The sequence below is a fragment of the Martinezella sp. CNPSo 3964 genome, assembly GCF_057784375.1.
Window position 1 is genome coordinate 472,376 of record NZ_JBXSOW010000003.1, and the last position, 26,393, is coordinate 498,768.

General features: G+C 60.5%; 26 protein-coding genes and 1 tRNA gene. 17 read left to right on the top strand and 10 right to left on the bottom strand.

Translation table 11 applies throughout. From position 1 onward, the window contains the following. The gene (locus AC13Q5_RS12635; RefSeq protein WP_425298684.1) at window positions 1–1,332 is read left to right on the top strand and encodes a class I SAM-dependent methyltransferase; all 1,332 of its coding nucleotides are present in this window, start codon (window positions 1–3) and stop codon (window positions 1,330–1,332) included. Here AC13Q5_RS12635 and AC13Q5_RS12640 read toward each other — a convergent pair. Further along, window positions 1,273–2,121 carry a MipA/OmpV family protein gene (locus AC13Q5_RS12640; protein ID WP_075853584.1) on the bottom strand — a complete coding sequence of 283 codons (849 nt, stop codon included), beginning with the start codon at window positions 2,119–2,121 and terminating at the stop codon, window positions 1,273–1,275. The two genes, AC13Q5_RS12635 and AC13Q5_RS12640, sit on opposite strands and share 60 nt — an antisense overlap. A gap of 415 nt (window positions 2,122–2,536) precedes the next feature. On the opposite strand from AC13Q5_RS12640, the gene AC13Q5_RS12645 reads away from it, so the two are divergent. Further along, window positions 2,537–3,283, top strand: a complete 747-nt coding sequence (locus tag AC13Q5_RS12645; protein ID WP_488501871.1) for a phosphatase PAP2 family protein — start codon at window positions 2,537–2,539, stop codon at window positions 3,281–3,283. A 24-nt stretch (window positions 3,284–3,307) separates the two neighbouring features. On the opposite strand, the gene AC13Q5_RS12650 is transcribed toward AC13Q5_RS12645, so the two are convergent. Beyond that, entirely contained in the window at window positions 3,308–3,949 is a 642-nt protein-coding gene (locus AC13Q5_RS12650) for a DUF1007 family protein (RefSeq protein WP_075853586.1), read from the bottom strand. A gap of 206 nt (window positions 3,950–4,155) precedes the next feature. Beyond that, window positions 4,156–4,230 (bottom strand) — tRNA-Gly (locus tag AC13Q5_RS12655). A 244-nt stretch (window positions 4,231–4,474) separates the two neighbouring features. On the opposite strand from AC13Q5_RS12655, the gene AC13Q5_RS12660 reads away from it, so the two are divergent. The 4 genes from AC13Q5_RS12660 to AC13Q5_RS12675 all read left to right on the top strand — a co-directional run bounded on the left by AC13Q5_RS12660 (window position 4,475) and on the right by AC13Q5_RS12675 (window position 7,319). Continuing rightward, window positions 4,475–4,984 (top strand): prolyl-tRNA synthetase associated domain-containing protein, encoded by a 510-nt coding sequence (locus AC13Q5_RS12660; RefSeq protein ID WP_075853587.1) that lies wholly within the window; start codon window positions 4,475–4,477, stop codon window positions 4,982–4,984. Between the two features lie 159 nt (window positions 4,985–5,143). Beyond that, entirely contained in the window at window positions 5,144–6,118 is a 975-nt protein-coding gene (trxA, locus tag AC13Q5_RS12665) for a thioredoxin (protein WP_457880709.1), read from the top strand. A gap of 343 nt (window positions 6,119–6,461) precedes the next feature. Continuing rightward, on the top strand, window positions 6,462–7,121 hold the full coding sequence (locus AC13Q5_RS12670; RefSeq protein ID WP_457880707.1) for an LON peptidase substrate-binding domain-containing protein: 660 nt from the start codon (window positions 6,462–6,464) through the stop codon (window positions 7,119–7,121). A 9-nt stretch (window positions 7,122–7,130) separates the two neighbouring features. Next, window positions 7,131–7,319, top strand: coding sequence for a Trm112 family protein (locus AC13Q5_RS12675; RefSeq protein WP_037154712.1), 189 nt, complete (start codon window positions 7,131–7,133; stop codon window positions 7,317–7,319). A 7-nt stretch (window positions 7,320–7,326) separates the two neighbouring features. Here the strand turns inward: AC13Q5_RS12675 and AC13Q5_RS12680 are convergent, their stop codons facing one another. Beyond that, window positions 7,327–8,577, bottom strand: coding sequence for an MFS transporter (locus tag AC13Q5_RS12680; protein ID WP_488501872.1), 1,251 nt, complete (start codon window positions 8,575–8,577; stop codon window positions 7,327–7,329). A gap of 238 nt (window positions 8,578–8,815) precedes the next feature. Between AC13Q5_RS12680 and AC13Q5_RS12685 the strand changes: the two genes are divergently transcribed. Next, on the top strand, window positions 8,816–9,694 hold the full coding sequence (locus tag AC13Q5_RS12685) for a LysR substrate-binding domain-containing protein (RefSeq protein WP_488501873.1): 879 nt from the start codon (window positions 8,816–8,818) through the stop codon (window positions 9,692–9,694). A 100-nt stretch (window positions 9,695–9,794) separates the two neighbouring features. Here the strand turns inward: AC13Q5_RS12685 and AC13Q5_RS12690 are convergent, their stop codons facing one another. Next, on the bottom strand, window positions 9,795–11,009 hold the full coding sequence (locus AC13Q5_RS12690) for a ubiquinone biosynthesis hydroxylase (protein ID WP_488501874.1): 1,215 nt from the start codon (window positions 11,007–11,009) through the stop codon (window positions 9,795–9,797). Window positions 11,010–11,092: 83 nt separating this feature from the next. Here AC13Q5_RS12690 and tesB point away from each other — a divergent pair, with 83 nt between their 5' ends. The 6 genes from tesB (at window position 11,093) to AC13Q5_RS12720 (ending at window position 18,687) form a co-directional block, all read left to right on the top strand. After that, window positions 11,093–11,977, top strand: a complete 885-nt coding sequence (gene tesB / locus AC13Q5_RS12695) for an acyl-CoA thioesterase II (protein ID WP_488501875.1) — start codon at window positions 11,093–11,095, stop codon at window positions 11,975–11,977. 213 nt (window positions 11,978–12,190) lie between these two features. Next, window positions 12,191–12,541 (top strand): P-II family nitrogen regulator, encoded by a 351-nt coding sequence (locus AC13Q5_RS12700; protein WP_075853595.1) that lies wholly within the window; start codon window positions 12,191–12,193, stop codon window positions 12,539–12,541. A 27-nt stretch (window positions 12,542–12,568) separates the two neighbouring features. Continuing rightward, a complete protein-coding gene (locus AC13Q5_RS12705; RefSeq protein WP_457880701.1) occupies window positions 12,569–13,927 on the top strand; it encodes an ammonium transporter in 1,359 nt (452 codons plus the stop codon). A 272-nt stretch (window positions 13,928–14,199) separates the two neighbouring features. Continuing rightward, entirely contained in the window at window positions 14,200–16,872 is a 2,673-nt protein-coding gene (locus AC13Q5_RS12710; RefSeq protein ID WP_488501876.1) for an FtsK/SpoIIIE family DNA translocase, read from the top strand. 136 nt (window positions 16,873–17,008) lie between these two features. Further along, window positions 17,009–17,680: an outer-membrane lipoprotein carrier protein LolA gene (locus AC13Q5_RS12715; protein ID WP_075853824.1), complete on the top strand. Its 672-nt coding sequence runs from the start codon at window positions 17,009–17,011 to the stop codon at window positions 17,678–17,680. A 203-nt stretch (window positions 17,681–17,883) separates the two neighbouring features. Continuing rightward, window positions 17,884–18,687 (top strand): exodeoxyribonuclease III, encoded by an 804-nt coding sequence (locus AC13Q5_RS12720; RefSeq protein ID WP_075853598.1) that lies wholly within the window; start codon window positions 17,884–17,886, stop codon window positions 18,685–18,687. An 80-nt stretch (window positions 18,688–18,767) separates the two neighbouring features. Here AC13Q5_RS12720 and AC13Q5_RS12725 read toward each other — a convergent pair whose 3' ends face one another. Continuing rightward, window positions 18,768–19,223, bottom strand: a complete 456-nt coding sequence (locus AC13Q5_RS12725) for a cyclic nucleotide-binding domain-containing protein (RefSeq protein ID WP_075853599.1) — start codon at window positions 19,221–19,223, stop codon at window positions 18,768–18,770. A gap of 7 nt (window positions 19,224–19,230) precedes the next feature. Then, window positions 19,231–19,914, bottom strand: a complete 684-nt coding sequence (locus tag AC13Q5_RS12730) for a response regulator transcription factor (RefSeq protein WP_047630570.1) — start codon at window positions 19,912–19,914, stop codon at window positions 19,231–19,233. 148 nt (window positions 19,915–20,062) lie between these two features. On the opposite strand from AC13Q5_RS12730, the gene AC13Q5_RS12735 reads away from it, so the two are divergent. Both AC13Q5_RS12735 and AC13Q5_RS12740 read left to right on the top strand, forming a co-directional pair. Beyond that, window positions 20,063–20,611, top strand: coding sequence for a L,D-transpeptidase family protein (locus AC13Q5_RS12735; protein WP_075853600.1), 549 nt, complete (start codon window positions 20,063–20,065; stop codon window positions 20,609–20,611). Between the two features lie 144 nt (window positions 20,612–20,755). Then, complete coding sequence (locus tag AC13Q5_RS12740; protein ID WP_488501877.1) at window positions 20,756–21,586, top strand: aldo/keto reductase; 831 nt, start codon at window positions 20,756–20,758, stop codon at window positions 21,584–21,586. A gap of 84 nt (window positions 21,587–21,670) precedes the next feature. On the opposite strand, the gene AC13Q5_RS12745 is transcribed toward AC13Q5_RS12740, so the two are convergent. Beyond that, entirely contained in the window at window positions 21,671–22,366 is a 696-nt protein-coding gene (locus tag AC13Q5_RS12745; RefSeq protein ID WP_488502023.1) for an NADPH-dependent F420 reductase, read from the bottom strand. Window positions 22,367–22,397: 31 nt separating this feature from the next. Here AC13Q5_RS12745 and AC13Q5_RS12750 point away from each other — a divergent pair, with 31 nt between their 5' ends. Further along, window positions 22,398–23,294, top strand: coding sequence for a LysR family transcriptional regulator (locus AC13Q5_RS12750; RefSeq protein WP_488501878.1), 897 nt, complete (start codon window positions 22,398–22,400; stop codon window positions 23,292–23,294). 44 nt (window positions 23,295–23,338) lie between these two features. Here the strand turns inward: AC13Q5_RS12750 and AC13Q5_RS12755 are convergent, their stop codons facing one another. Next, complete coding sequence (locus tag AC13Q5_RS12755) at window positions 23,339–24,793, bottom strand: MFS transporter (protein WP_488501879.1); 1,455 nt, start codon at window positions 24,791–24,793, stop codon at window positions 23,339–23,341. Between the two features lie 135 nt (window positions 24,794–24,928). On the opposite strand from AC13Q5_RS12755, the gene AC13Q5_RS12760 reads away from it, so the two are divergent. Next, window positions 24,929–25,855: a LysR family transcriptional regulator gene (locus AC13Q5_RS12760; RefSeq protein ID WP_488501880.1), complete on the top strand. Its 927-nt coding sequence runs from the start codon at window positions 24,929–24,931 to the stop codon at window positions 25,853–25,855. On the opposite strand, the gene AC13Q5_RS12765 is transcribed toward AC13Q5_RS12760, so the two are convergent. Beyond that, the gene (locus AC13Q5_RS12765) at window positions 25,832–26,320 is read right to left on the bottom strand and encodes a MarR family winged helix-turn-helix transcriptional regulator (RefSeq protein ID WP_488501881.1); all 489 of its coding nucleotides are present in this window, start codon (window positions 26,318–26,320) and stop codon (window positions 25,832–25,834) included. The two genes, AC13Q5_RS12760 and AC13Q5_RS12765, sit on opposite strands and share 24 nt — an antisense overlap. Window positions 26,321–26,393: the final 73 nt, after the last annotated feature.

Genomic DNA, 26,393 nt, shown 5'->3' on the forward strand with positions numbered 1-26,393 from the left:
ATGCAAGCTGACAATCGCCCCAAGGGCAAAGGCAATGCGGTTTTCTCTGGTCTGACGGATTGGTGCGTCAAGCGCGCACTGTCTTCGATCGTCACGCGCGGCGCGCTGACCGTGACGACGGCAAGCGGCCGTGTGCTGTCCTTTGGCGACGGCACCGGTGAGCCGGTCCATGTCCGTTTCACCGACGATCGCGCCGAATGGGCGCTTCTCATCGATGCCGATAAGCGGCTTGGCGAACTCTTCATGGACGGCCGCTTTATCGTCGAGCGCGGCACGCTCTATGATTTCGTGGCGATGATGCTGCGCGAGGGGCAGAACAGTACCCACCCGCTCATTGCCCGCATCATCGATCACATCAGGACGAAGCTGCGGATTTTCCGCCACCGCAATCTGCCTGGGCGATCGAAAGCCAATGTCGCGCATCACTATGACCTCGATGGCCGGCTCTACGAGCTCTTCCTCGATCCGGACCGGCAATATTCCTGCGCCTATTTCGAGCATGCGGATCAATCGCTTGATGACGCGCAGATTGCCAAGAAGCGCCATCTCGCCGCCAAGCTTTTGATCCAGCCGAACAACAGCATCCTCGACATCGGCTGCGGCTGGGGCGGCCTGGCGCTGCACATGGCGGAGCAGGCGCCGGGCGGCTACGTGCTCGGCGTCACGCTTTCCGAGGAACAGCACGAATATGCTTCGAAGCGCGTTGCCGACAGGGCCGGGGGAACTCCGGCCGAGGTTCAGTTCGCGCTGAGGGACTATCGCAGCCTGACCGGCCGTTTCGACAGGATCGTCTCAGTCGGCATGTTCGAACATGTCGGGCTCGCCTCCTATCGCACCTTCTTCCGCAAATGCGCTGAATTGCTCGAGGATGACGGCATCATGGTGCTGCACACCATCGGCTGTTCGGCGACGCCCGGCTTCACCACGCCATGGCTCGACAAATACATCTTCCCAGGCGGTTATATTCCGGCACTGTCCGAAATCGTGCCCGAGATCGAGGCGGCTGGACTTGCCATCACCGATGTCGAAGTGCTGCGGCTGCATTATGCCAAGACGCTCGAGGCGTGGCGGGAGCGTTTCATGGCGCGCTGGGACGATGCCGCCAAGCTCTACGACGAACGCTTCTGCCGGATGTGGGAGTATTATCTTTCGACGGCGGAGGCCGCCTTCCGCTACGAGGATCTCGTCGTCTTCCAGATCCAGATCGCCAAGCGCAACGACATCATCCCGCTGACGCGCAACTACATCGCCGAGAATGAAGCGAAGAGCGCCTCAAAAATTGATGTTGAAGGTTCTGTTCAGCGTGAAGCCAATGATGTTCTGGTCGGGTGAGCCGAAGCGTGAGGTGATCGGGCTATCGGCGGCATCGCCCACAAGACGGTTATATTTCTCGTAGACCTGCACGCTCCATTCCGGGGAGATCGTATAGGTCGCAGCTACCGTGAAGCCGACCGATTTCACGCCGGCGCCGGCATCGAAGGCATTGATATGGCCATGTCTCGCAGCTTCACTCTCCGAGATGCCGAAGTTGGTGCGCATATACACTGAATTTGCCATCGACAGGCGAGGGCCGGCAGACAGGAGCCATTTGTCTCCGAGCGGCTGGAACCAGTCGAGGGCGAAATCACCGACCAGACCATCGCCGCCCCAAAGCGACTGGCGTATTTCCGTGCGGAACCGGAGCCGATTTTCCATCAGCCAATATTGAGCGAAGCCGCCTGCATCGAAATTCCAGCGCACCCTGCGCTGGCTTTGCAGATGCAGATCATTGAGATCGAAGCGGTCATCTCTCAAGCCGACCACAGGGCCGATTTCGAGGCCGCCGAGATCGAACAGCTGAAAGTCGAAATTGTCGTCCGGAGCGCTGTATTCCGTGGCCTCGCCGAGGCGGTGGACGTCGAAAGATGGCAGGGCGCCGAAGGTATAGTGCTTCGATCCCTCATAGCTCGGTCCGTATTCCACGGTTGCCCCAAGCGTGACGACCCAAGTGCTGGATGAGGATTTAGGGGCGTCGTCCGCTCTGGAAGAGGCGGGAAACATACCGGCTATAGACGCCGCCAGCAGCCCCGTTCCGGCCAGCACGGAGAGCCGGGCGGAGAAAGATGTCCCAACATTTAACACTCTGACAACACCTGATGCCTGATCGCCCCTGCAGCACTACTAGCACAGCTCGCGGCTTGGAAAATAGCGGAAAGTTCGAAAGCAAACACGGCGTCTACCCTCTCGCCGAACTGCTTTTGCACTGCTTGCGGAAACGAGGCGCGATGCGCGTCTGGTTCATTGACGGTATCCTCTATCGTCGATCCTTCAACAGGAAACGACGCTGACCACATCCCCCTTGTGGCGGCTGCAGCAAATTCGCGCCAAGATAGAGATATTTTATTTCACGAACCTGAAGCACATGCGTCGTTGAAAATATCGCCCTTGCCTGCATTGGTTGGAACCTGCGAATTCTATTCCTAGATAGGCTTTGTCCAATATCGGGTGTTGACTATGGGAGAAGCGACGTGAGAACAGGCAAGGTAGGTTTTAGCGCATGAAGCATCGGCCATTCGGCACATCGGGTATCCCTGGGTGGTTGAACCGCTACGAGCCCTTGCTGCTCGTGATGTTCGCCGCGCTTTCGGGCGGAATTCTTCTCTTCATCTACCTCACGGGAGAGGTCCTCGAAGGCAGCACGAAGGGATTCGACGAGGCGATCCTGCTGACGCTTCGCCAGCCTGGCGATCTTTCTGTTCCGATCGGACCGGGTTGGCTGACCCATGCGGTTAAAGATATTACAAGCCTTGGCGGCACGACGGTGCTAGCGCTGATGACGGCCCTGGTGACGATCTATCTGTTGTTCGACCGGCAACGCGCCATCGCCATCTTCATCCTTGTGTCGGTGCTTGGCGGATGGGCGCTGAGTGCGGTCCTGAAGGTCGGCGTTGCGCGGCCGCGGCCGGATATCGTGCCGCATCTGGTCGAGGTCCACGATCTGAGCTTTCCGAGCGGCCATGCGATGGTGTCGGCCGTGACCTATCTGACCCTTGCCGCGCTGATCTCAGGCACGCGAACCTATCGTTCGACGCGCGTTTTCACCGTCGCGGCCGGCATCCTTTTGACATTGATGATCGGCGCGAGCCGGATCTATCTGGGTGTCCACTACCCCACCGACGTTCTCGGTGGCTGGTGCGCCGGCGCGACCTGGGCGCTCGCCTGCTGGGTCATCGCCCGCCGCTATATATCGCTTGTCCCAAAGGGCGAGCGATCGGCGCGAGACGATGCTCCGCCTTTCAAATGAGGGGCGCTCTTTCCGGGCCTGGTATCAGCACTGGACTTCCAGCCGCGTTGCCACAAGCAGCGAATAGTCCGTGCCCTTGGGATCGCTGAAGAACATGCTTGTCAGCGCGGCCTGGTTTTCCGCCATGACTTCCTTGGGATTGGGCCTGACCACCTTGCGCTTGCAGCGGCCGAAGGCCGGTCCCGACGTGGTCATATCGTTGTCGGTGGCGAAATCGACCGCCGTATAGAGCGTCTTGTCGTAGATCCCGAAGATGGTGGTTCCCTTGAGGAAGGTCTTCTGTTCCGGCTTCAGCGAGAAGGTCAGGGTCAGCGAACCATCCTTGTAGTCGGCCTCTATCGCATCCGGCTTGGCCATCGGCACTGTTTTGCCGTTGCTGGTGACGTTCGTGTAGTAACCGTATTGCGCCAGCGAATCCTTCACCGTCTTGCCCACGGCCTTGAGCTCGCTCGCGCTCAGCGCCTGATCCCCGGCCTTGCCGAAATCCATGAGGACGGAGGAGGTGAAGACCTCGTCGAAGCTCCAGACATTGCGCAGCTCGCTGATCGAGCCGTCAGGCGCGGAGACGACCTCGAACTTGGCATCGATGAAGATATGCGGATGGGCGAGTGCGGGAACGGGCAAAAGCGACAGCATCGCAATCAGCAGGGAAATCTTTGTTTTCATGCTTTTCATGCGAGCAGTTACCGCGCTTCGTCTGTCCATCTGATGTGCAGACCTGAACGCCAAATGAGACTGATTTGAGACCCGAGGCGCGTTGGGAACGCTATAGATGCCGAGGAGGGAAACGGGAATATAAAAATCGTCCATTTGGCAAAAACAGTCTGCAGCCCAAGCCGTAACTTCTTGCTTTCAGCGATGAACTGGAAAACTGGAGCGGGCGAAGGGATTCGAACCCTCGACCCCAACCTTGGCAAGGTTGTGCTCTACCCCTGAGCTACACCCGCTCATTCCCATCGCGATCCGGGGTAGTGTGTTGGACCGCTAGGCGTCGTCTTGCGGCGACGGGCGGTATATGACCTAACCGATTTTCAAATGCAACAGGGAAATGACGAGTTAACGAAGAAAAATTGCATGTTCTTTCTGCGAGCTGCCGCAAAGCCCGGAAACGCCGGGCTTTGTCGCCTGAAAGATTGCAATGATATTGTGGGCGACGTATCAGGGGCGGACCATTTTTGATTGCGAGACGCCATGACCGAGACCAGCCCGAAAAACCGCGACGATCTTTTCCAATTCCTGGACGGGCTCGGCATCGCCCACAGCACCAAGGATCATGCCCCGGTCTTCACCGTTGCCGAATCGGTGTCGCTGCGCGACGAGATTCCGGGCGGCCATACGAAGAACCTGTTCGTGAAGGACAAGAAGGACAATTTCTTCCTGCTGACCGTCGAGGAAAATGCGACTGTTGATCTGAAGACCGTGCACACACTGATCGGCGCGGCAAGCAAGGTGTCCTTCGGCAAGCCGGAAAAGCTGATGGAATATCTCGGCGTCATCCCTGGCTCGGTCACTGCATTCGGCGCGATCAACGATGCGGGCGGAAATGTCACCTTCGTACTGGATGCCGAACTGATGGCGCAAGACATCGTCAATTGCCATCCTCTGTCGAACGATGCGACGACGTCGATTGCCAGCGGCGACCTCGTACGTTTCATGGAGGCGACCGGTCATACGCCGCTAGTCTTGAAAGTGACGAGCTAACGTACGATTTTAGCGTTAAGATTATAGCGGTCGGCTTGTCTTCGGATCGTCCGGTCGTTTTGGCCATTTCACGGAGCGTGCTGCCAGGCGAACCTCGTTGTCTCGTCTGGGGATCATGCTTCTCACAAAATCAAGGATGCCGGTAGGCGGGAGACACTCATGAGCGGTTCGAACAATCCCTATAACGCTTCCTTCGGCGGTCAGATGTCTGCCACGGCATCCTTTGGCGCCGCGCCTGCGGCACCAGGTGCTTCGCCGATCAAGGATACGACGACGGCGACCTTCGCCAAGGACGTTATCGAGGAATCGCGCAACCAGCCGGTTCTGGTCGATTTCTGGGCGCCCTGGTGCGGCCCGTGCAAGCAGCTGACACCGGTGCTGGAAAAGGTCGTCACCGAGGCCCAGGGCCGCGTCAAGCTGGTCAAGATGAATATCGACGATCATCCCTCGATCGCCGGCCAGCTTGGCATCCAGTCGATCCCGGCCGTCATCGCCTTCGTCAATGGCCGCCCGGCCGATGGCTTCATGGGCGCGGTTCCGGAAAGCCAGGTTCGCCAGTTCATCGATCGCCTCGGAGGTCCGGCAGGCGGCGCCGACGATCAGGCAGCCGAGATTGCCGCCGTTCTGGAAGAAGCGAGCGGTCTGCTGGCCGCTGGCGACATCAACGGTGCGGCCGAGCTTTTCGGCGCGGTGCTGCAGGCCGATCCTGAAAATGCCAAGGCGCTTGCCGGCATGGCGGAATGCATGATCGCCGCCGGCCAGAGCCAGCGCGCTCGCGAAGCGCTTGCCGACCTGCCGGAGACGCTCGCCAACGATGCCGGCATCCAGGCCGTGGTCAAGAAGCTCGACCAGATCGACGAAGCCCGCAAGCTTGGCGATCCCGTGGCGATCGAGCAGGAACTGGCTTCCAACCCGGACAATCACGAGCAGCGCATCAAGCTTGCCAAGATCCGTAATGTCGAAGGCAAGCGCGAAGAGGCGGCCGATCATCTTCTGACCGTCATGCGCAAGGATCGCAGCTACGACGATGACGGCGCGCGCCGTCAGCTGCTGGAATTCTTCGAGGTATGGGGGGCCAAGGACCCCGCCACGATCGCGGCGCGGCGCAAGCTTTCCTCCATTCTATTTTCGTAGGGACCAGTTTTCTTGATGCAGATGGCGATCGTGCGAAACATTTCGCATGATCGTTTGTTTGGATGAAAGCGGCCGGGAACGTCGGGTATCGGCACCTCGGCCAAAATACTCTTGTGTTTTCGGCAGACGAGCCCACATTGTCTGACGACGCGGCGCACGATGGGAAGCGACCGCGATGTGTGTCGTTCCCGTGCGGCCCACTGCGGCCGGCAGCGCGGTGTTCTAAAACGCGTCGCGATCTTTCAGATTCGCTTCTCGCGATTTAGGTCCTTGATTTTGCGCATGTCGTTGTCGCAAAATCGCTGCACGTTTTTGCGCGACATGCTTTGGCGGGATGGAAGAGATGCAAGTCGGCAATGCCAGATATCTGAAGCCGGGCGACCTGCCCGAATCGGTTGTTGTCTTTCCCTTGTCCGGCGCGCTGCTGCTGCCCGGTGCGCAACTGCCGCTCAATGTCTTCGAGCCGCGCTATCTCGCCATGTTCGATGCCGCGATCGCCGGCAACAGGCTGGTCGGCATTGTGCAGCCTGCTCTTTCCGAACCGGCTGAGTCCCCGAACCTTGCGCATGTCGGCTGCCTCGGGCGCATCACCTCTCTCGCTGAAACCGGCGACGGACGGTACATCGCCGCGCTGACCGGCATATGCCGTTTCCGGCTTATGGATGAAATTACCGCCCACCAGCCCTATCGCACCTTCCGTATCACGCCCTTCATTTCCGACCTGAAATCCCACCATGAAGAGGGCACGGTCGATCGTCCGGCGCTGCTTTCGGCCTTCAGGGCCTATCTGGAGGCCAACAAGCTGGAGGCGGATTGGGAAAGCGTCGAACGGGCCGACAATATGATGCTGGTCAATTCGCTGTCGATCATGGCGCCCTTCGAGCCGGCCGAGAAGCAGGCTCTGCTGGAGGCGCCTGATCTGAAGACCCGCGCCGAAACCTTCATCGCCATCGTCAAGATCGTGCTGGCTGGCTCCGGCGACACCGATTCGCTGCTGCAATAGGAGCCTCCCATGGATGTCACCGTCAGCAAGGTCGATCCGAAACTGCTCGATCTGCTCGTCTGCCCGCTGACCAAGGGACGGCTGAGCTACGACCGGGAAAAGAACGAGCTGATCTCGGAAAAGGCGCGCCTTGCCTATCCGATCCGCGACGGCATTCCGATCATGCTGATCTCCGAGGCGCGCCGTATCGAGGATTGAGGCTGGTTCAGCTTCGTTGCGTTGCGTGATTCATTCGGCGATGCCGCAGCAAAAGGCCGAGAAGCGCACAATATGCGAGGATAGAGATCGCCAGGGCCAACCACAAAGCAGCGTGGGGACCGGCGTAGGTCATCACAGCAGTAAATAAGGGTGGCGCGGCGGCATAGGAGAGATTGAGCGGCACCGACAGCTGCGCGGATGCGCGGGCATAGGCGCCGGTGGGGAAAATCTGCAGCGGCAGCGTGGCGCGGGTGACGGCGGTGATGCCGCTGGCAATGCCGTAAAGCGTCGCGAAAAGCATGGCGCCGGTAAAGCTGTTGCTCAGCAGAAGAACCGCGAAGCTCACAGGAAATAAGGCAGAGCCGGCAAGGCCGGTTGTAAAACCCGACCAGCGCCGGCCGCCGAGAAAATCGACGGTGCGCCCTGCCCATCGCGCAATGCCGATGAAGGCTGCCGCCGCCAGCGCACCGGCATGATCGAGGCCGGAAGTCTCGAAGAGGATGATGATCGTAAGGGCAAATCCCCAGGTTATGAAGCCATTGGCGGCAAAGCTCGCGGCCAGGAGGGTGAAGCTCGGCCTGTCTATGGCAGCAGGCTCCGGCGTCGCCTTTGCAGTGGATTTTTCCCTGGGCTGGCGAGCAAGTGTCGTCCAATGCAGCGGCATGCAGACAAGCAGCATGAGGGCAGCAAAAACGAGCGTCGTCATGCGCCAGCCCCATTGCACCTGCAAGAGCTCCGTCAACGGCCATATGATGGTCGATGTCAACCCGCCTGCCAGGATCAGTACGCCAAGCGCCCGCCGCGTTTTTTCGCCGGCGACCTCGCTGACCGCGATCTGGGCGGGCGTCGTCAACATGCCCGCACCGGCAAGGCCGAGAATGGTCCATGACAGGATGTAGGATGCCGGTCCATTGGCGAGGCCCATGACCAACAGGCCGGCTGCGCCGAGGAATGATCCCAAAACCATCATTGGGCGGGCGCCGTGGCGCTCGAAAACAGCGCTCAACGGCCAGGACACCATGGCCATGACGACGAGCATGACCGTCGGCCCTGCCATGACCATGGGCAGAGCCATCCCCAGCTCACCGGCCATGGCAGGTCCGGTTACAGCCGGCAGGTAGAAGGTCGCACCCCAGCCGATGAGCTGAGTCAGAGACAGGGCAGCAACGGCAAGAACTGTGGGCGAGCGGAATGGCATCCAGGCAATTGGCGCGGGAAGAGTGATCGGGCTGCGATAGCGATGTCTGAGGGGAGGCATCAAGGACCTTTTGCCGGGAGCAGGTTTTCGTTTCTGGCGGAATGAAGAAAATGCGGTGCTGCCACAGGAGTGGCGAATAAAATTAATGCTGTCTCGGCTGCTGCTCATGCTATGGCTCGGATGCCTGAAAAAGATTGTTCGAGCACATGGCGTGTATTGAAGCGCTTTCGTGTCTGCTTGTGCTTGATTTTCGCCAGGTGCTCAAATGAGGAATTTGAAGGGAGGTTGAGGAAAATTCATGCAGGGAAGGCATCGTGTTTCTCTCAACGCCATCAGGGTTTTCTCGATCGTGGCACGCACCGGAAGCCTGACGGCTGCCGGCGCTGAACTTGGCGTCACCTCCGGCGCGGTCAGCCACCAGCTCAAAAAGCTCGAGGACGAGCTTGGGGTGAATTTCTTCCATCGCGGCAACAACACCGTTTCGCTCACAGACGTCGGGCGGCGTTTCTATCAGGAGGTGGCGCCGGCGATTGGGCTGATCGAGCGCTCGGCCGATGCCCTTTATCGGGACGAAAACGAAATCAGCGTCCATGCTACGACATCCCTGGCGCTGCGCTGGCTCATCCCGTCACTCGATCGTTTTCGTGCTCTCTGTCCGCAGGTGCGGGTTCGAGTGGAAACGAGTTCCGCGCGTGGTTTTCCTGCCGTTCCCGACTCCGACGTCAGCATCCGTCATTTTCGGATAGAGGAGGCGGCCGAGGGATGGGAATTCCTTGCCCGCGATCTGCGCCGCCCGGTTATCTCGCCGAGCCTGCTGACAAAAGATAGCAGCCGCCATGAGATTGCTGTTGCCGATATGCCGGCTCTTCAGTGCAGCGTAGGTAACTGGGACTGGCAGCTCTGGTGCGAGACGTTCGATGTTGCGCTGACAGATCTTTCCCTTGCCCACGCTTTCGACACGGACGACGCCGCACTTCATGCCTGCATTGCCGGCCTCGGCATGGTGCTCGCACCGACGATTCTCACGGGCAGGGAAATGAAGTCGGGTGCGTTGGTGACCTTGCCCGGATATGAGCCGGTCGAAACCGGAACCTATCGCTACAAGCGCCGCTCGGAATCGCGAGCGGTGCGGCAATTCTGCCGCTGGATGGATGGCGAGATGCGGAACCTCGAATAGAGGCTTCTGTCTCGGAGACCGCCTATCTAAGCGGCCATGACCATAGCCGAGCGATGATAAGTGCGCCCGGCGCGTGAAATTTTCTTTCGGCCCCGCTCGTTCAAATCGCCTCACCGGCAAGCAGTCGCGGATTGTGTTTTGCGGTGGTGCCGGCGGCCTGGCCGATGAAGAAGGATTTGAGGTTGGGCAGGCGGTCGACGATCCCTAGCCCGAAGTCGCGCGCGATGCGAAGCGGCGTGTTGTCGTTGGAGAAGAGCCGGTTCAGCACGTCGGTCGTGACCCCCATGCGGAAGGTGTCGAAGCGGCGCCAGGTCTGGTAGCGCTCGAGCGTATTGATCGAGCCGATGTCGAGGCCGAGGCGGTCGGCCTCGACGATGGTTTCGGCCAATGCCGCCACGTCCTTGAAGCCGAGATTGAGACCCTGGCCGGAGATCGGGTGGATGCCGTGGGCGGCGTCGCCGGCCAGCGCGAAGCGCGGAGCAACGAAGTCGCGGGCAATCGTCAGGCCGAGCGGAAAGGCGCGGCGGTCTCCGATCGTGCGCAGCGCGCCGAGCTTGTGGCCGAAGCGGCGTTCCAGTTCCTCTTCGAAGAGGAGATCGTCGGAAGCAACCAGCCGTTCGGCGTCGGACGTGCGCTCCGTCCAGACGAGCGAGGAACGGTTGTTCTTCAACGGCAGGATGGCGAAGGGGCCGGAGGGGAGGAAATGCTCCTCGGCGCAGCCGCCATGCGGCCGCTCGTGCTCGACTGTCACGACGATGCCGGACTGGCCGTAATCCCAGTTGACCGTCTTGATGCCGGCCATGTCGCGCAACTTGGAGCGCACGCCGTCGCAGGCGACGAGAAGCCGCGTTTCCAGCGTGCTGCCATCCGAGAGGGTGAGGGTGGTTTTATTGTCGTCGGTGACGAAACCGGTGGCGCTGAGCCCGTGCTTGATGGTGATGCCGAGACGCTCGCACGCACCGCGCAATGCGCCGACCATGCTGAGGTTCGATACCATATGGGCGAAGGGCTGGCCTTCGGCAACTTCACCATCGAAGGTGAGAAAGACCGGGCGCACGGGATCGCCGGTGCGCGAATCGGTGACGATCATGCGGGTGATCGGCTGGGCCTCCGATGCGATCTCGTTCCAGACGCCGAGGACTTCAAGCATCTTCGAGGCGGCCGCGATGATCGCCGATGCCCGCATGTCCTTCTTCCACGCGGTTTCGGGAGCAGCTTCCACGATCATGACGTCGAGATGCGGCGCCGCCTGCTTGACTGCGACCGCTGCGGCAAGACCCACATATCCGCCACCCACTACCAGCATGTCCAACATAGCGCTTCCCTGTGTCTTACTGTCACTTCCTGTTCTATATAGAGCATCCTGTTCGTGGTTCCTACCATTGGAGTTCAAGCAAAATGTCGCGAGAGACCGAGAAGCCCACCCCGATGGAAACCGTGCTGGCGACGCTCGATCTCGAAACGATCGAGATGAACCTGTTTCGCGGCAACAGTCCGCAGGTCGGCTGGCAGCGCGTCTTCGGCGGCCAGGTCATCGGCCAGGCGCTGATGGCGGCGCAGAGGACTGTGGATGCCGACCGCTTCGCGCATTCGCTGCATGCCTATTTCATGCTGCCGGGCGATCCTTCGGTGCCGATCCTCTATCAGGTCGACCGCCTGCGCGATGGTTCGAGCTTCAACACGCGGCGGGTGCTCGCCGTCCAGCACGGCAAGGCGATCTTCGCGCTGACGGCCTCCTTCCAGGTCGACGAGCCCGGTTTCGACCATCAGGTTGATATGCCCGACGTGCCGATGCCGGAGGAGTTGATGGACGAGGAGCAGGTGAAGCAGCGCTATCTCGCCCATGCGCCCGAGAATGTGCGCCGTTACTGGGAGCGCAAGCGTCCGGTCGAAATCAGGCCGGTGTCGATCGAAAGCTATTTTTCGCGCGCGCAGCCGAGCCAGCGGCAGAATATCTGGGTTCGCGTGACGGGACCGGTGCCGGATGACCGGCTTTATCGGAATGCGGTGCTTGCCTATCTTTCCGACATGACGCTGCTCGATGTTTCCCTGAACGCACATGGAACATCGGTTCTGGACCCAACCGTTCAGGTGGCGAGCCTCGACCACGCCATGTGGTTCCATCGCCCGTTCAAGCTCGACGACTGGCTGCTCTACAGTCAGGAAAGCCCCAGCGCTTCCGGCGCGCGCGGTTTTACCCGCGGCAGCCTGTTTACGCGATCCGGTGTCCTGATTGCGTCGGTAGCGCAGGAAGGCCTGATTCGTAAAAAGGCAAATGATTAAATAAAGTGCAAATTTATAAATTTGCACTTTATTTGTGCGTCTCTCGCGACGAGAAATGCCGCTTTATTGGGTCTGTGCAATAAATCTGTTTTATTTCAATACGTTATAAATGTGTCACGAATCTGGCACGTCCTTTGAATGTGTATGGCCAGTCGCTGCAGAAACACTCGTCGGCGGCAAGGAGAGTCGGCTCCGTGCCGAGGCTAACAAAGGATGGGAAACCAGATGAAAATTGTGATGGCCATTATCAAGCCGTTCAAGCTCGATGAGGTCCGTGAGGCCCTCACGGCTGTCGGCATCCAGGGCCTGACTGTGACCGAAGTGAAGGGCTACGGGCGCCAGAAGGGGCATACCGAGATCTATCGCGGCACCGAATATGCCGTCAGCTTCCTGCCGAAGCTGAAGATCGAGGTCGCGGTTGCATCCGAAACCGTCGACAAGGCCGTCGAGGCCATCGCGACGGCCGCCAAGACCGGCCAGATCGGCGACGGCAAGATCTTTGTCTATTCCATTGACCATGCCGTGCGCATCCGTACGGGCGAAACCGATTCAGAAGCGCTGTAAGACACGGCGGATCAGGGAGTTATTTGCATGTCATTTTCCAAGCTTTCCTCCGCCTTGACACGGGTGGGCGCGCTTTCTGCGGCCTTGCTTGCGCCGGCGATCGCCTTCGCGCAGACAGCAGCACCGGCTGCCGCTGCCGCTGCTCCGGTTCCGGACAAGGGCGACACCGCCTTCATGTTCATCTCCACCATTCTCGTGCTCTTCATGCTCGTGCCGGGTCTGGCGCTGTTCTATGGCGGTCTCGTCCGTTCGAAGAACATGCTCTCGGTGCTGATGCAGTGCACGATGATCGGTGCGGTCGTGATGATCCTCTGGGTTCTCTACGGCTATTCCTTCGCCTTCGGCGGCGGTTCGAGCCCCTATTGGGGCGGCACGGCGAAGATGTTCCTCTCGGGCGTCTCGACCTCGACGACGGCTGCAACCTTCTCCAAGGGCGTGGTCATTCCTGAGTTCATCTTCATGCTGTTCCAGATGACCTTTGCCGCCATCACCCCGGCGCTCATCATCGGCGCCTTCGCCGAGCGCATCAAGTTTGGCGCAGCCGTACTCTTCTGCGCGCTGTGGGCGACCTTCGTCTACTTCCCGATCGCGCACATGGTCTGGGATTCCAACGGCATGCTCTTCAAGATGGGCGCTCTTGACTTCGCAGGCGGCACCGTCGTTCACATCAATGCCGGTATCGCAGGCATCGTCGGCGCCATTCTCGTCGGCAAGCGCGTCGGCTTCGGCAAGGACATGATGGCTCCGCACTCCATGACGCTGACCATGGTCGGTGCATCCATGCTCTGGGTCGGCTGGTTCGGCTTCAACGCCGGTTCGAACCTCGAAGCCTCCGGCGGCGCGATGCTCGCAACCGTCAACACCTTCATCGCAACCGCGGCCGCCATCATCTCCTGGTCGCTGGTTGAAACCTTCACCCGCGGCAAGGCCTCCATGCTCGGCGGCGCCTCGGGCATGGTCGCTGGCCTCGTCGCCATCACGCCTGCCGCCGGTATCGCCGGCCCGATGGGTGCGATCGTCATGGGCCTGATCGTCTCGCCGCTGTGCTACTTCTTCGTCTCGGTCGTGAAGAACAAGTTCGGCTACGACGATACGGCTGACGTCTTCGGCGTGCACTGCATCGGCGGCATCTTCGGCGCCATCGCAACCGGCATCTTCGCCAGCGCCTCGCTCGGCGGCGTCGGTTATGCGGATGGCGTCACCATGGGCAGCCAGGTCGTGGTCCAGCTGACCGCCGTCGTCACCACCATCCTGTGGTGCGGCATCGGCTCGGCGATCCTCTACAAGGTCGTCGACGTCATCATCGGTCTGCGTGTCGCTCCGGAAGCCGAGCGCGAAGGTCTCGATCTCGCCTCGCACGGCGAAGCCGCCTACCACAATTCCTGATGAGAGCTTGCGATGCCGAGGCGAACGCCCGGCATTGCTCAACGTCCCGTCGCGGCCTATTTCATCGCAAACAGGCCGCCCTTGGCCCGGACCTAGGTTCGGGCCCTTTTCATTTCTGCACAGCCATTTGCCTCAGATAACAGGCGATTCGAGAGGTTGGCGTGCATGGTTAACATGCCATTAACCCTCCTCTGATTAGGTATGGCTAACCTGCCGGCGAGTGGGCATAGACCGATTCGTTTGCGCTTTGGACAGGAACGGGGCTGGATATCATGGGCAGAAGCAATTCGGCGGCGTTGAGCGGTCGCCCCGACCGTTTATCGCTATCGAGCGTGGTTTGGCGTCAGGTCAAAGGCCTGACAGGTTTCGCGATACTGTTCCTGCTGGCGCTTGCGGTTGCGGCGCTGGCGACCTGGAACGTCATGGACCCCAGCTACTCCTATGCAACTGCCAATGCGCCGACCAATCTGCTTGGCTTTCCCGGTGCCGCTTTTGCCGACATCATGATGCAGTCGCTCGGCCTTGCTTCGGTTCTGGCGATGCTACCCGCCGTCGCCTGGGCCTTTGCGCTGATTACCAACCGCAAGCTTCATCGGGTGCCCTCGCGCCTCGGCGCCTGGTTCGGCGGCTGCATTGTCGCGGCCGGATCCATCGCCTGCTTCCCGGCGCCGCCGACCTGGCCGATCCCGAACGGTATCGGCGGTGTCGTCGGTGATCTTCTTCTGCGGCTTCCAGCCCTCTTCATCGGCACCTATCCGAGCGGTGTGGTGGCCATCATCATCGGTTCGGTTCTCGCCGTTCCGGCCATCTGGCTCATGCTCTTCGCCTCAGGCGTCATCGGCGAAAATCTCGTGGAAGACGAGGATGACGAGGACGACTACGAGGAAACCCGCAGCCGCGCCCGCCGGGTCGGCGACGCGGACGAGGATGATGACCGCGGCAGCTTCCTGAGCAATTTCATGGCTTTCGGCGCCGTCATGCATGCCTGGTACAACACGCAGGCTCGTCTTCGCCGGCTGTTCGGCATGGGTCCGCGCAAGCGCCGCGACCATGCTTTCGACGCGCCCTATGACTTCAATGATGACGAATTCGGCACACTGAACGAGCCGGTGCGCGCCAAGGCGCCGATGGCTCGGGGCGACCGTCTCGATCCGTCGATGGATGGCCCGGCCGCGCGTCGCGTTGTGTCCGCGCCCTCGATCAGCCTCGGAGACGACGAGGATGAGGACGAGGATTCGCTTTACGATCGCGATCCGCGGCGTCCGGCCGATATTCTGCCCGACGACGAGGATGAGGATTGGCCGTTAGCCCCGGCTACACCGAAGGGAGCCGCCGCCGGCCATCGCGTTACCCCGGCCGCACCGCGCCCGAAGCCTGGCGCGCGCGCCGAACGCGAGGCGCAGACGTCCTTTATCCGTCCCTACGGTTTCCAGCTTCCGGCTGTCCACCTGCTTGCCGAGCCGAAGGCCGTCGCCCGCGATGCGACGCTCTCGGCCGATGCGCTGGAGCAGAATGCCCGCATGCTCGAAGGTGTGCTCGAGGACTTCGGGGTCAAGGGCGAGATCATCCATGTCCGCCCCGGCCCAGTCGTCACGCTTTACGAGCTGGAACCGGCGCCTGGTATCAAGTCGTCCCGCGTCATCGGTCTTGCCGATGATATCGCCCGCTCGATGAGCGCGATCGCTGCCCGCGTCGCCGTCGTTCCCGGTCGCAATGCCATCGGCATTGAACTGCCGAACTCGACGCGCGAGACGGTCTATCTGCGCGAACTCGTCGCCAGCCGCGATTTCGAGACCTCCAAGGCCAAGCTTGCCATGTCGCTCGGCAAGACGATCGGCGGCGAGCCCGTCATCGCCGATCTCGCTAAGATGCCGCATCTGCTTGTCGCCGGCACCACCGGCTCGGGCAAGTCGGTCGCGATCAACACCATGATCCTGTCGCTGCTCTATCGCATGACGCCGGAGCAGTGCCGCCTGATCATGATCGATCCGAAGATGCTGGAGCTTTCCGTCTATGACGGCATCCCGCACCTCCTGTCGCCCGTCGTCACCGATCCGAAGAAGGCCGTCGTCGCGCTCAAATGGACCGTCCGCGAGATGGAAGAGCGCTACAAGAAGATGTCGAAGATCGGCGTGCGCAACATCGACGGCTTCAACACGCGCGTCGAGCAGGCCGTCGCCAAGGGCGAGGCGATCAGCCGTACGGTGCAGACCGGTTTCGATCGCCAGACCGGCGAGGCGATCTACGAGACGGAAGAATTCGACCTGAAGCCGATGCCCTATATCGTCGTCATCATCGACGAAATGGCCGATCTGATGATGGTCGCAGGCAAAGATATCGAAGGTGCCGTGCAGCGTCTGGCGCAGATGGCGCGTGCCGCCGGCATCCATGTCATCATGGCGACGCAGCGCCCCTCGGTCGACGTCATCACCGGCACGATCAAGGCGAACTTCCCGACGCGCATCTCCTTCCAGGTGACATCGAAGATCGACAGCCGCACCATTCTCGGCGAGCAGGGTGCAGAGCAGCTGCTCGGCATGGGCGACATGCTCTACATGGCCGGCGGCGGGCGCATCCAGCGCGTTCACGGCCCCTTCGTCTCCGACGGCGAGGTGGAGGATATCGTCGCCTATCTGAAGACGCAGGGGGCACCGCAATATCTCGATGCCATCACCGCCGATGACGACGAAGACGATGATGGCCATGGTCCGGCCGGCACTTCCAATCTCGCCGATTCGGAAGACCCCTATGACCAGGCGGTCGCGATCGTCTTGCGTGACGGCAAGGCTTCGACCTCCTACATCCAGCGTCGTCTCGGCATTGGCTACAATCGCGCGGCATCGCTGATCGAGCGCATGGAGCAGGAAGGCGTGATCGGCCCGGCCAATCATGCCGGCAAGCGCGAAATTCTCGTTCCGACCGAAGCCGATATTCTCGACCGCTGAGGCAGCCCGTCTTTCTGTGTCGCATATCCCGTCTATGTTCAGGGAAATTTGATCGCAGCCCCTTACCGGCCCTGGGCCGTTGCGCCATGAAGACGCCGACTTTGCGCGCCATGGACGAAGCATGAAGGAGAATTCGATGACAAAGTTTGATGCGCAGCCGTCCAGCCGACTTTCCCTGACCCGCCGGCATTTCCTCGGCGCGGTGGTCGCGGTCGGTGCGGCAGGCGCTTTGCCGGTTTCGGCCTTTGCGCAGGCCCAAGGCCAGACGCAGGCAGCAGCTGCGACCACCCTCAATCCCAACATCGCCCAGGCCATCGCCGATCACTTCTCGTCCATCAAGTCGATGAAGGGCGGTTTCCTGCAGATCGGTCCGCGCGGCGACCAGATGAGTGGCTCTTTCTTCATCCAGCGGCCCGGCAAGATGCGCTTCAACTATGATCCGCCGTCGCGCATGCGCGTGATCTGCGATGGCAATAACGTGCAGGTCATCAACGACCAGACGCAGACAAGAAACATGTATCAGCTGTCGAAGACGCCGCTGAGCCTGCTGCTCGCCAACAAGATCGACCTTTCCGCCGATATGGTGCGCAATGTCGATTCGCAGCCGGATCTGACCAAGATCACGCTCGGCAATCGGACGGTTTTCGGCGATTCCACCATCACGATGATTTTCGATTCGAAGACGTACGACTTGCGCCAATGGACCGTCATCGATCCGCAGGGCAAGACGACCGACGTGATCATCAACAATGTGAAGACCAATGTCGCCTTCGATGACAGCGTTTTCCGCATTGACTACACGCGCTGAGCGCCGTCTTCCTTCTCAGCCTTAGGTAAGTGCCGAATGGCGCTTTCCTTTCCGTAACAGCCGGTCTAAAGCCTTTAGCCTGACTGGAGCGGTTCAGCGTTTCATCGAGTCGCTGAACCGCTCCAGCTGTCTGTTTGACGCAATTCCGGATGGAAAACCGCCGCACACTTTTCCTGGAGTTGCTGTAAGGGAAAGGCTTGGGCATGGGATTTTCGATTGCGACCTGGAACATCAACTCGGTGCGGCTGCGCATGCCCATTGTCGAGCAGTTCGTCCTGCAGGCCCGGCCCGACATTCTCTGCCTGCAGGAAACCAAGGTTCCGAACGAGCTGTTCCCCTATGCGCCGCTCCGGGCGCTTGGCTATGAGCACATCATCATCCATGGCCAGAAGGGCTATCACGGCGTGGCGATCGCCTCGCGCTTCCCGCTGACCGAGGATCATCGTCAGGATTATTGCAATGTCGGCGACAGCAGGCACATCTCGGCGATCTTCGAGCGCGGCGGCCGGCGCATTCGCCTGCATAATTTCTACGTTCCGGCCGGCGGCGACGAACCGGATCGGGCTATCAATCCGAAATTCGGCCACAAGCTCGATTTCATCGAGGAGATGAAGAAGCTGCACGCCAATGCCGAGCAGAACACCTCCGCGATCCTCGTCGGCGACCTCAACATCGCGCCGCTCGAGCATGACGTCTGGTCGCACAAGCAGCTCCTGAAGATCGTCAGCCATACGCCGGTCGAGACCGACGGGCTGATCGAGGTGATGAAGCGCGGCGCCTGGCTCGACCTGATGCGCCAGCAGGTGCCGGAAAGCGAGAAGCTCTATACGTGGTGGAGCTACCGTGCCAAGGATTGGGAGGCTGCAGACCGCGGTCGCCGCCTCGACCATATCTGGTCGTCATCCGACCTCGGCCCGCATCTGCAACGCATCGAGATCCTGAAGGCCGCGCGCGGCTGGGATCGCCCGTCCGACCATGTGCCCGTCACGGCGCATTTCAATCTCTAGAGCTATTCCAGGAAAAGTGCGAAGCGGTTTTCCGTCCGGAATTGCGTGGAAACAAAACGCTCCAAGCGGGATGGCGCGTATTAGGAGAAGCGGCCGAGCATCGCGGCCGCTTGCCTGGCAAGGGCGGCGAAGTTTTCGCGGATTCGGTTCTGGATGAGCAGGCCGGCATCTGGATATTCTTCGATCAGCCGGTGAAAAAGGGCACGCGTGATGCGGATCACGTCGGCTTCCTCGGCGGCAACAGCCGTATATTTCCGCTCTACCAATGTCACCATCGCCAGTTCCGAAAGCATGGTGCCGGCCTGGACCACCGCCTCCACCTGCTTCTGGCCGTCAGCATCGATGGTGCTGAGTTCGAAACTGCCGCGCGTGATGACATAAGCACATTCGGCGGGAGACTTTTCCCTGAAAAGCGTCTGGCCCTCGTTCACATGACGGCGATCGGCGCCGAAGGCGATCAGCCGCAGCGGCTCATCGCCCATGCCGTGAAACAGCGGCAGTTGCGACAGCAGTCGGATATCGTCGTTCAGCGCCATCGATCGCCTATGGAATGATCTTGTAGCCGCCGTTTTCCGTCACCAGGATTTCGGCATTGGAAGGGTCGCGCTCGATCTTCTGGCGAAGGCGGTAGACGTGAGTTTCGAGCGTGTGAGTGGTCACGCCGGAATTATAGCCCCAGACTTCTTCGAGAAGGATATCGCGGGTCACGACCTTCTGGTCGGCGCGATAGAGATAACGGATGATGGCGGCTTCCTTCTCCGTCAGGCGGATCTTCTGTCCATCGTCTGTCGTCAAAAGCTTCTGGCTCGGCTTGAAGAGGTAGCGGCCGACGGTGAAGGTCGCGTCTTCGCTCTGCTCGTGCTGGCGCAGTTGCGCGCGGATACGGGCGAGGAGAACGGCGAAGCGGAAGGGCTTCGTCACATAGTCGTTGGCGCCGGCTTCGAGGCCGAGAATGGTATCGGAATCCGTGTCGTGACCCGTCAGCATGATGATCGGCGACTTGAAGCCGTTCTTGCGCAGCAGCTTCACGGCCTCGCGGCCGTCCATATCGGGCAGGCCGACATCCATGATCAGGAGATCGACGGGCACTGTACGCGCCGTCTGCACGCCCTTTCCGGCGGTTGCCTCCTGCAGGACATTGAATTCCTCGTAAAGCGACAATTGCTCGACCAACATTTCGCGCAGGTCGTTGTCATCGTCCACCAGGAGAATGGTGCGTGCGGTCATGCCGTTCGGGTCCTCGTTCTATTCCCACTTAAGTCCTACGCCAAATTGCATTTTTAGCAAGTCGCGACGCGGCTCAGGCTTGGTCGTTTGGTTGAAACTGCTATGATTTCAAATGAAATCACGCGCAAAGCAAAAACATGTGAGGAAAATGCAAAAGACAAGGGCGGGGGCCAGGCGGAGCGCTTCGACGATCGTCGTGCGTGCTGCGCCGGGTAAGAAAACGCGGGCTCTGGTGCAGGTGGGAGGCTTGACCGTGCCGGCGGCGATCGGCCGGTCCGGACGCAGTATCCTGAAGCGGGAAGGCGACGGTGCGACACCGATCGCGGACATGAAGCTGCTCTATGGCTTCACGCGCAGCGATCGGGTCGGTTCCCTGAAAACGGCCCTGCCGCTGCGGCGTATCCGGAAGGATATGCTCTGGTGCGACCAGCCGGACGATCCCAATTATAACAGGCTGGTGAAGGCTCCTTTCAGGCTGAGCCACGAGGAATTGCAGCGAGGCGACGGCCTTTACGATGTCTGCCTGGTACTTGACTGGAATGTGAGCTCGCGCCGGCGCAACCGCGGCTCGGCGATCTTCTTCCATCTGATCAGGCCGGGATACGAGCCGACGGCGGGATGTGTCGCAGTCAGCCTTCGCGATATGCGGCGTATCCTGCCATCGCTGCGAAGAGGTACGACCGTTCGGGTTGTCTGAAACGTCGGCCGGGGTTAAAATCCCAACATTCTCCACTATATGGGATTTCGACCGGTGCGCCCATGCGGACCAGGCCGGACCTTTTCTTTTAGAATTTAAATCACGCCTTCACTCCACCCCTTTCTCATTCTCTGGAGACTTATCGTGACCACCCAACCGACAATCACGTTCAATGACGGCAATTCCATTCCGCAGGTCGGCCTCGGCGTCTGGCAGACGCCGGAAAACGTCGCACCGATGGCTGTCAGCACGGCTTTGAAAGCCGGATATCGCCATGTCGATACCGCAGCCATCTATGAAAACGAGGATGGCGTCGGCGAAGGCATGCGCCAGTCTGGCGTTGCCCGCAAAGACATCTATCTCACCACCAAGCTCTGGAACGAGGCGCAGGGCTTTGATTCCACGCTGAAGGCCTTCGACGAGAGCCTGAAGCGTCTTGGCACCGACTATGTCGACCTCTATCTCATTCACTGGCCGTCGCCGCACCGCAACCGCTATCTCGACACCTGGAAGGCCTTCGTGCGCCTGAAAGAAGACGGTCGCGCCCGTTCGATCGGCGTTTCCAATTTTGCCGCCGCGCATCTCGAACGCATCATCGGCGAGACCGGCGTGACGCCCGTGCTGAACCAGATCGAGCTGCACCCGACCTTCCAGCAGAAGGAGCTGCGCACCGTTCACGACAAGCTCGGCATCAAGACCGAATCCTGGAGTCCGCTCGGCCAGGGCAAGCTTCTGACCAATGCCGTCATTGGCAAGGTCGCCGCCAAGCATGGCCGCACCCCGGCGCAGATCATCATCCGCTGGCACATCGACAACGGCCTGATCGTCATCCCGAAATCGGTGACGCCGAGCCGCATCGAGGAAAATCTCAAGGTTTTCGACTTCAAGCTCGATAGCGACGATCTGGCAGAGATGGCCAAGCTCGATTCGGCCGGCGGCCGTATCGGTCCTGACCCGTTGACGGCAAGCTTCTGATCGACAGGAGCCGTCGATCATCCATTCGGCGAGGCCCGGAGCGCAAGCTCCGGGCCTTTTTCGTATGCGTGCTACCGCGTGCCCTCAGAGCTGAACCCAGGCGGGTGCCACGGAAGGACCCTTGCCGAGGAAGAAGCCGAAGTGGATGTTCATCTCGCCCATGGGCTCGATGAAGCGGGCATTGGAGAGAGGCCCGGCATCAACCGCTTCGAAGCCGGCGGCATTGACGAAGCGGGAGACGGCGCCCTTGGCTTTTTCATCATCGCCGGCGACGAAGACCTGCACCGTTTTACCCTTACGTGCCTCGAGCGGCAGCAGCTGCGCGAAGATGGTGTTGAAGGCCTTTATCACCGTTGCCCCAGGCGCGAGGGCCTGGATTTCCTCAGCTGCCGAAGTCGAGTGTCCGACGACGAGGCCACGGAGGTCCGCGGTGACGGGGTTGCTGATATCGACCAGCACCTTTCCCTTGAGATTGCCCGCTTCCTTTAATGCTTCCGCTACCGCGCCATAAGGCAATGCCAGAATGATGATATCGGCGAGCTTGGCGGCGGCAGCAATTCCACCGGCCTCGATATTCTTACCCAGCTCCGCGGCGAAGGACGCTGCCGTTGCCGGGTCGCGATGGCCGACCACCAGATCATAACCCGTTGCCGCCAGCAGGCGGGCCAGACCTGCGCCCATATTGCCAGTGCCAATCACAGCGATTTTCATATTCGTCAGCTCCTTTGTTGTTGCTGATGAATGAATATGATTATCGTCATATCGAGATAAATGATCTATATGATGTTATACTTGAAATGGGTTGTTTCGAATGGATCGCTTGTCCAGCATGAGTATCTTCGTGAAAGCGGTTGAGCTCGGCTCGTTCAGCGCTGCCGCGGATGCATTGAACATGTCGCCACAGCTTGTCGGCAAGCATGTGCAATTTCTCGAACAGCATCTGGGCATTCGGCTTATCAACCGAACCACGCGCCGCCAGCATCTGACGGAGGTCGGAAGCCAGTTTTACGAGCGCTGCCGTAATATCCTCGCTGAGGTCGAATCCGCAGAGGCCCTGGCAGCCGAGACGCGGGCTGTGCCGCGCGGAAAGTTGAAGATCAACGCGCCAGTTTCATTCGGAATTCATGCCCTCACGCCGAAGCTTCCCAAATATCTCGGCGCACATCCGGAGGTTTCGATAGAGCTATCGCTCTCGAACCGTTTGGTCGACTTGATCGACGAAGGCTATGACGCGGTCTTTCGGGTCGGCGAACTTGTCGACAGCGGCTTGATTGCTCGACGCCTCGATCCCTATCGGCTGGTGGTCTGTGCGGCGCCGAACTATCTCCGCTCCCGTGGCGTGCCTTCGAAGCCGGATGATCTGAAAGAGCATGATTGCCTCATCTTTTCGCATACCATGTTGAGGACGCATTGGGATCTTGAAGGGCCGGATGGGAGCGTGAACATTCCTATCTATGGCCGGCTGATGATCGATAATGGTGAGGCGCTGCTGCAGGCAGCGCTCGCCGGGCTCGGCATCATCCTTCAGCCATTCGAGCTCGTTCGATCCAGCCTGGAAGCCGGATCGCTAGTGGCCGTCCTACCCGAATACAATGTGCCGACGCGCTCGCTTCACATCCTCCACGCGCCCGATCGGCGTATCACGCCGAAGCTCCGCAGTTTTCTCGATTTCGTTTCGTCCGAATTCAGCGGACGCGAATGGGTCTGATCGGATGGTGGGTTTGTCATCCACCATCTTCTCCTGTCCGGATCTCACGCCGCTTCCTCGGAGAGGGTGGTGCGCTTTGCAAAGGTCCGGCCCGTCAATGCGATGACGAGCGTTGCGGCGATCAAAAGAGCGGCGACGACGAAGGTGGTCTGCATTCCGCTCGCCACCGCCTGCGGGGTTGCCGTGGTGATGTCCGTGGTTCCCGATGCCAGCGTGAAGACCGCACCCATGACGGAGGTGCCGGTAATCAGGCCGAGATTTCGCGACAGGCTCAGCATGCCGGATATGACGCCGCGCTGTTCGGGCGTGATGTTGGACATGATCGTAGTGTTGTTGGAGGCCTGAAACAGCGCATAGTGCGCGGTGACGATGACAAGCGGACCGATATAGCCGGCAGCACCAAATCGTCCTTGCAGTGTAGCGATGAGGGAGAGGCCTGTCATCATGCCGATGAGGCCAATCACGCTCATGCGACGGGCGCCGAAGCGATCGACGATGCGGCCGGCCGGTACGCCTGTCAGCGCCGAGATCAAAGGGCCGGCCGACATGATGGCGCCGACATGGGCGGCATCGAAGCCGAGCGCGCCGGACAGATAGAAGGGGCCGACGACGAGCGTCGCCATGATGACGGTGGAAACGATGGTGCTCATGGCAAGGCCAGCGCTCAGCGAGGAATCGCGGAACATGGAAGGACGCAGCAGCGGCGATTTCACCTTCGCCTCGGTGAAGACGAAGAGGGCGATGCCGAAGGCGGCTGTCAGCAGCAGGCCGAGATTGAGTGTGCCGAAGTTGCCGTGTCCCATGGTCATCGCCAGCGCATAGGCAGCGAGCGTCAAAGCCAGCAGCAAGGTGCCGATTCCATCCAGGCGTCCCTGGGCGACTTTCTCCTCCTGGCGATCGGCCGGCAAGAATCGAACGGCGAGCAGGAAATTCGTGATCCCGAGCGGCACATTGACAAGGAAAATGGTCTCCCAGCCGAAGCCGGCGATCAGGATGCCGCCGAGCGACGGGCCGAGCGTGGTGCCGATGGCGGACATGGTGCCGAGCAGGCCCATGGCGCCGCCCGTCCGCTCCTTCGGCACGGTTTCGCCGACCATGGCCACTGTCAGCGCCATCATCATGGCGGCGCCAAGGCCCTGCAGCCCCCTGGCGGCGAGCAGCAGCCACAGCGTCGGCGCTATGCCGCAGAAGAGCGAAGCGAGGGTGAAGAGGCCTATTCCGATCAACAGCATGCGCCGCCTGCCGAAAATATCGCCCAGCCGCCCGACGCTGACGATCAGCGTGGTGATGGCGAGCAGATAGGCAAGCACGATCCACTGCACCTGCTGGAAGGATGCGCCGAAGGCCTGGGAGAGCGTCGGCAGGCCGACATTGGCGATGCTGGTATCGAGCGAAGGCATCAGCATGGAGAGGGAGAGGCTCGCAAGCGCCCAGCGGACCGAGGATGCTGATCGTGCGTGGCCGGTTTCGCCCGGCTTTTCAGTGATTGGCTTCAACATGAGCTCCATTTCTGGCGACGTAATAGAAAGTCCCGGCAGAAACATAGCGATCGGCATCATGTGGCGGAACACGCAGCGTTTGCACTTCATTCGTGCATTTGACGCTATATGTCGAAACCGTGCTATGGTCGCAACATGTCCACGCCCGATCTCAACCTGCTCGTCACCCTTAATGTTCTGCTAGCCGAAGGCAGCGTCGCGCGCGCCGCCCGGCGATTGCGGCTGAGCCCATCCGCAATGAGCCGGCAGCTTGCCCGCCTGCGCGAGACGACCGGCGATCCCTTGCTGGTCAAGGCCGGGCGCGGGCTTGTGCCGACCCCGCGAGCCCTGGAGCTGCGTGAACGCGTTGGCCGCCTTGTGCAGGAGTCGGAGGCGGCCTTGCGTCCGGCCGAGGCCCTGAATTTGAAGCAGCTTGCCCGAATTTTCACGCTGCGCACCCGCGAGGGCTTCGTGGAGAACTTCGGCGCCGAACTGATCGCGCGCATTGCCGAGCAAGCACCTAGCGTGCGGCTTTACTTCACGCAGAAGCTGGACAAGGACAGCGCGCCGTTGCGCGATGGCTCGATCGACTTCGAGACGGGTGTTGTCGGGGACGATACTGGTCCGGAGCTGCGAACGCAGGCCCTGTTCCATGATCGCTTCATCGGCGTGGTCCGAAGCGGGCATCCGTTGAGCGAGGGCGCGGCGACACCGGAACGCTATGCCGCTGGCCAGCACATTCTGGTTTCACGACGTGGCCTGCAAAAAGGCCAGATCGACGCGGCATTGGAAAAGCTGGGTCTGGAGCGACAGATCGTAACGCTCGTCGGCAGTTTTTCCGCGGCGCTGGCCCTGGCGCGCGCCTCCGACATGATTGTCAGCGTTCCCGAACGGTATACCGGCAATCTGCGTGTTGGCATGTATAGTTTCTCGCTGCCGGTACCGACGTCGGATGTGACGATCTCGCTGCTCTGGCATCCGCGGATGGATGCGGATCCGGCGCATCGCTGGCTGCGGGGCTGTATTCGCGACGTCTGCGCCGAGCGACGTTCGGAGCAGTCAGCGAGATTCGAAGTCGGCTAAATAATTGCGTAGCAGGCGGTCAAGGGCCTTTCGTTCGCCTTCCGAAAGGGTCGAGATCAAACGTCTCTGCGTTTCGACATGTGCCGTCACCGCGGCGTCGATCAGGTCGAAACCCTTTGGTGTCAGGGATATCAGGAAGCCGCGGCCGTCGTTCGGGTTCTGGCTGCGGGCAACGAGGCCGGCCCTCTCCAGCTGATCGATGCGATTGGTCATCGTGCCCGATGACACCATCATCGTCTCCATCAGGTCGCTGGGCGAGAGCGTGTAGGGCTCGCCCGAGCGGCGCAACGTTGCCAGCATGTCGAAATTCGCCGAATTCAGGTTGAAGCGGCCAAAGGTCTTCTCCATCTCGCGCGAGAGATGGAGCGTGAGATTGCGCATGCGCCCGAAGAGGCCCATGGCCGTGGTGTCGAGGTCAGGCCGCTCACGGCGCCATTGAGCGAGAATTTTGTCGATGCGATCCATGGCGAGACTTCGCCATGATTTTATCTTGACGTCAAGGTATTTCGGATTATCTTGAGGTCAAGATAAATTTGAG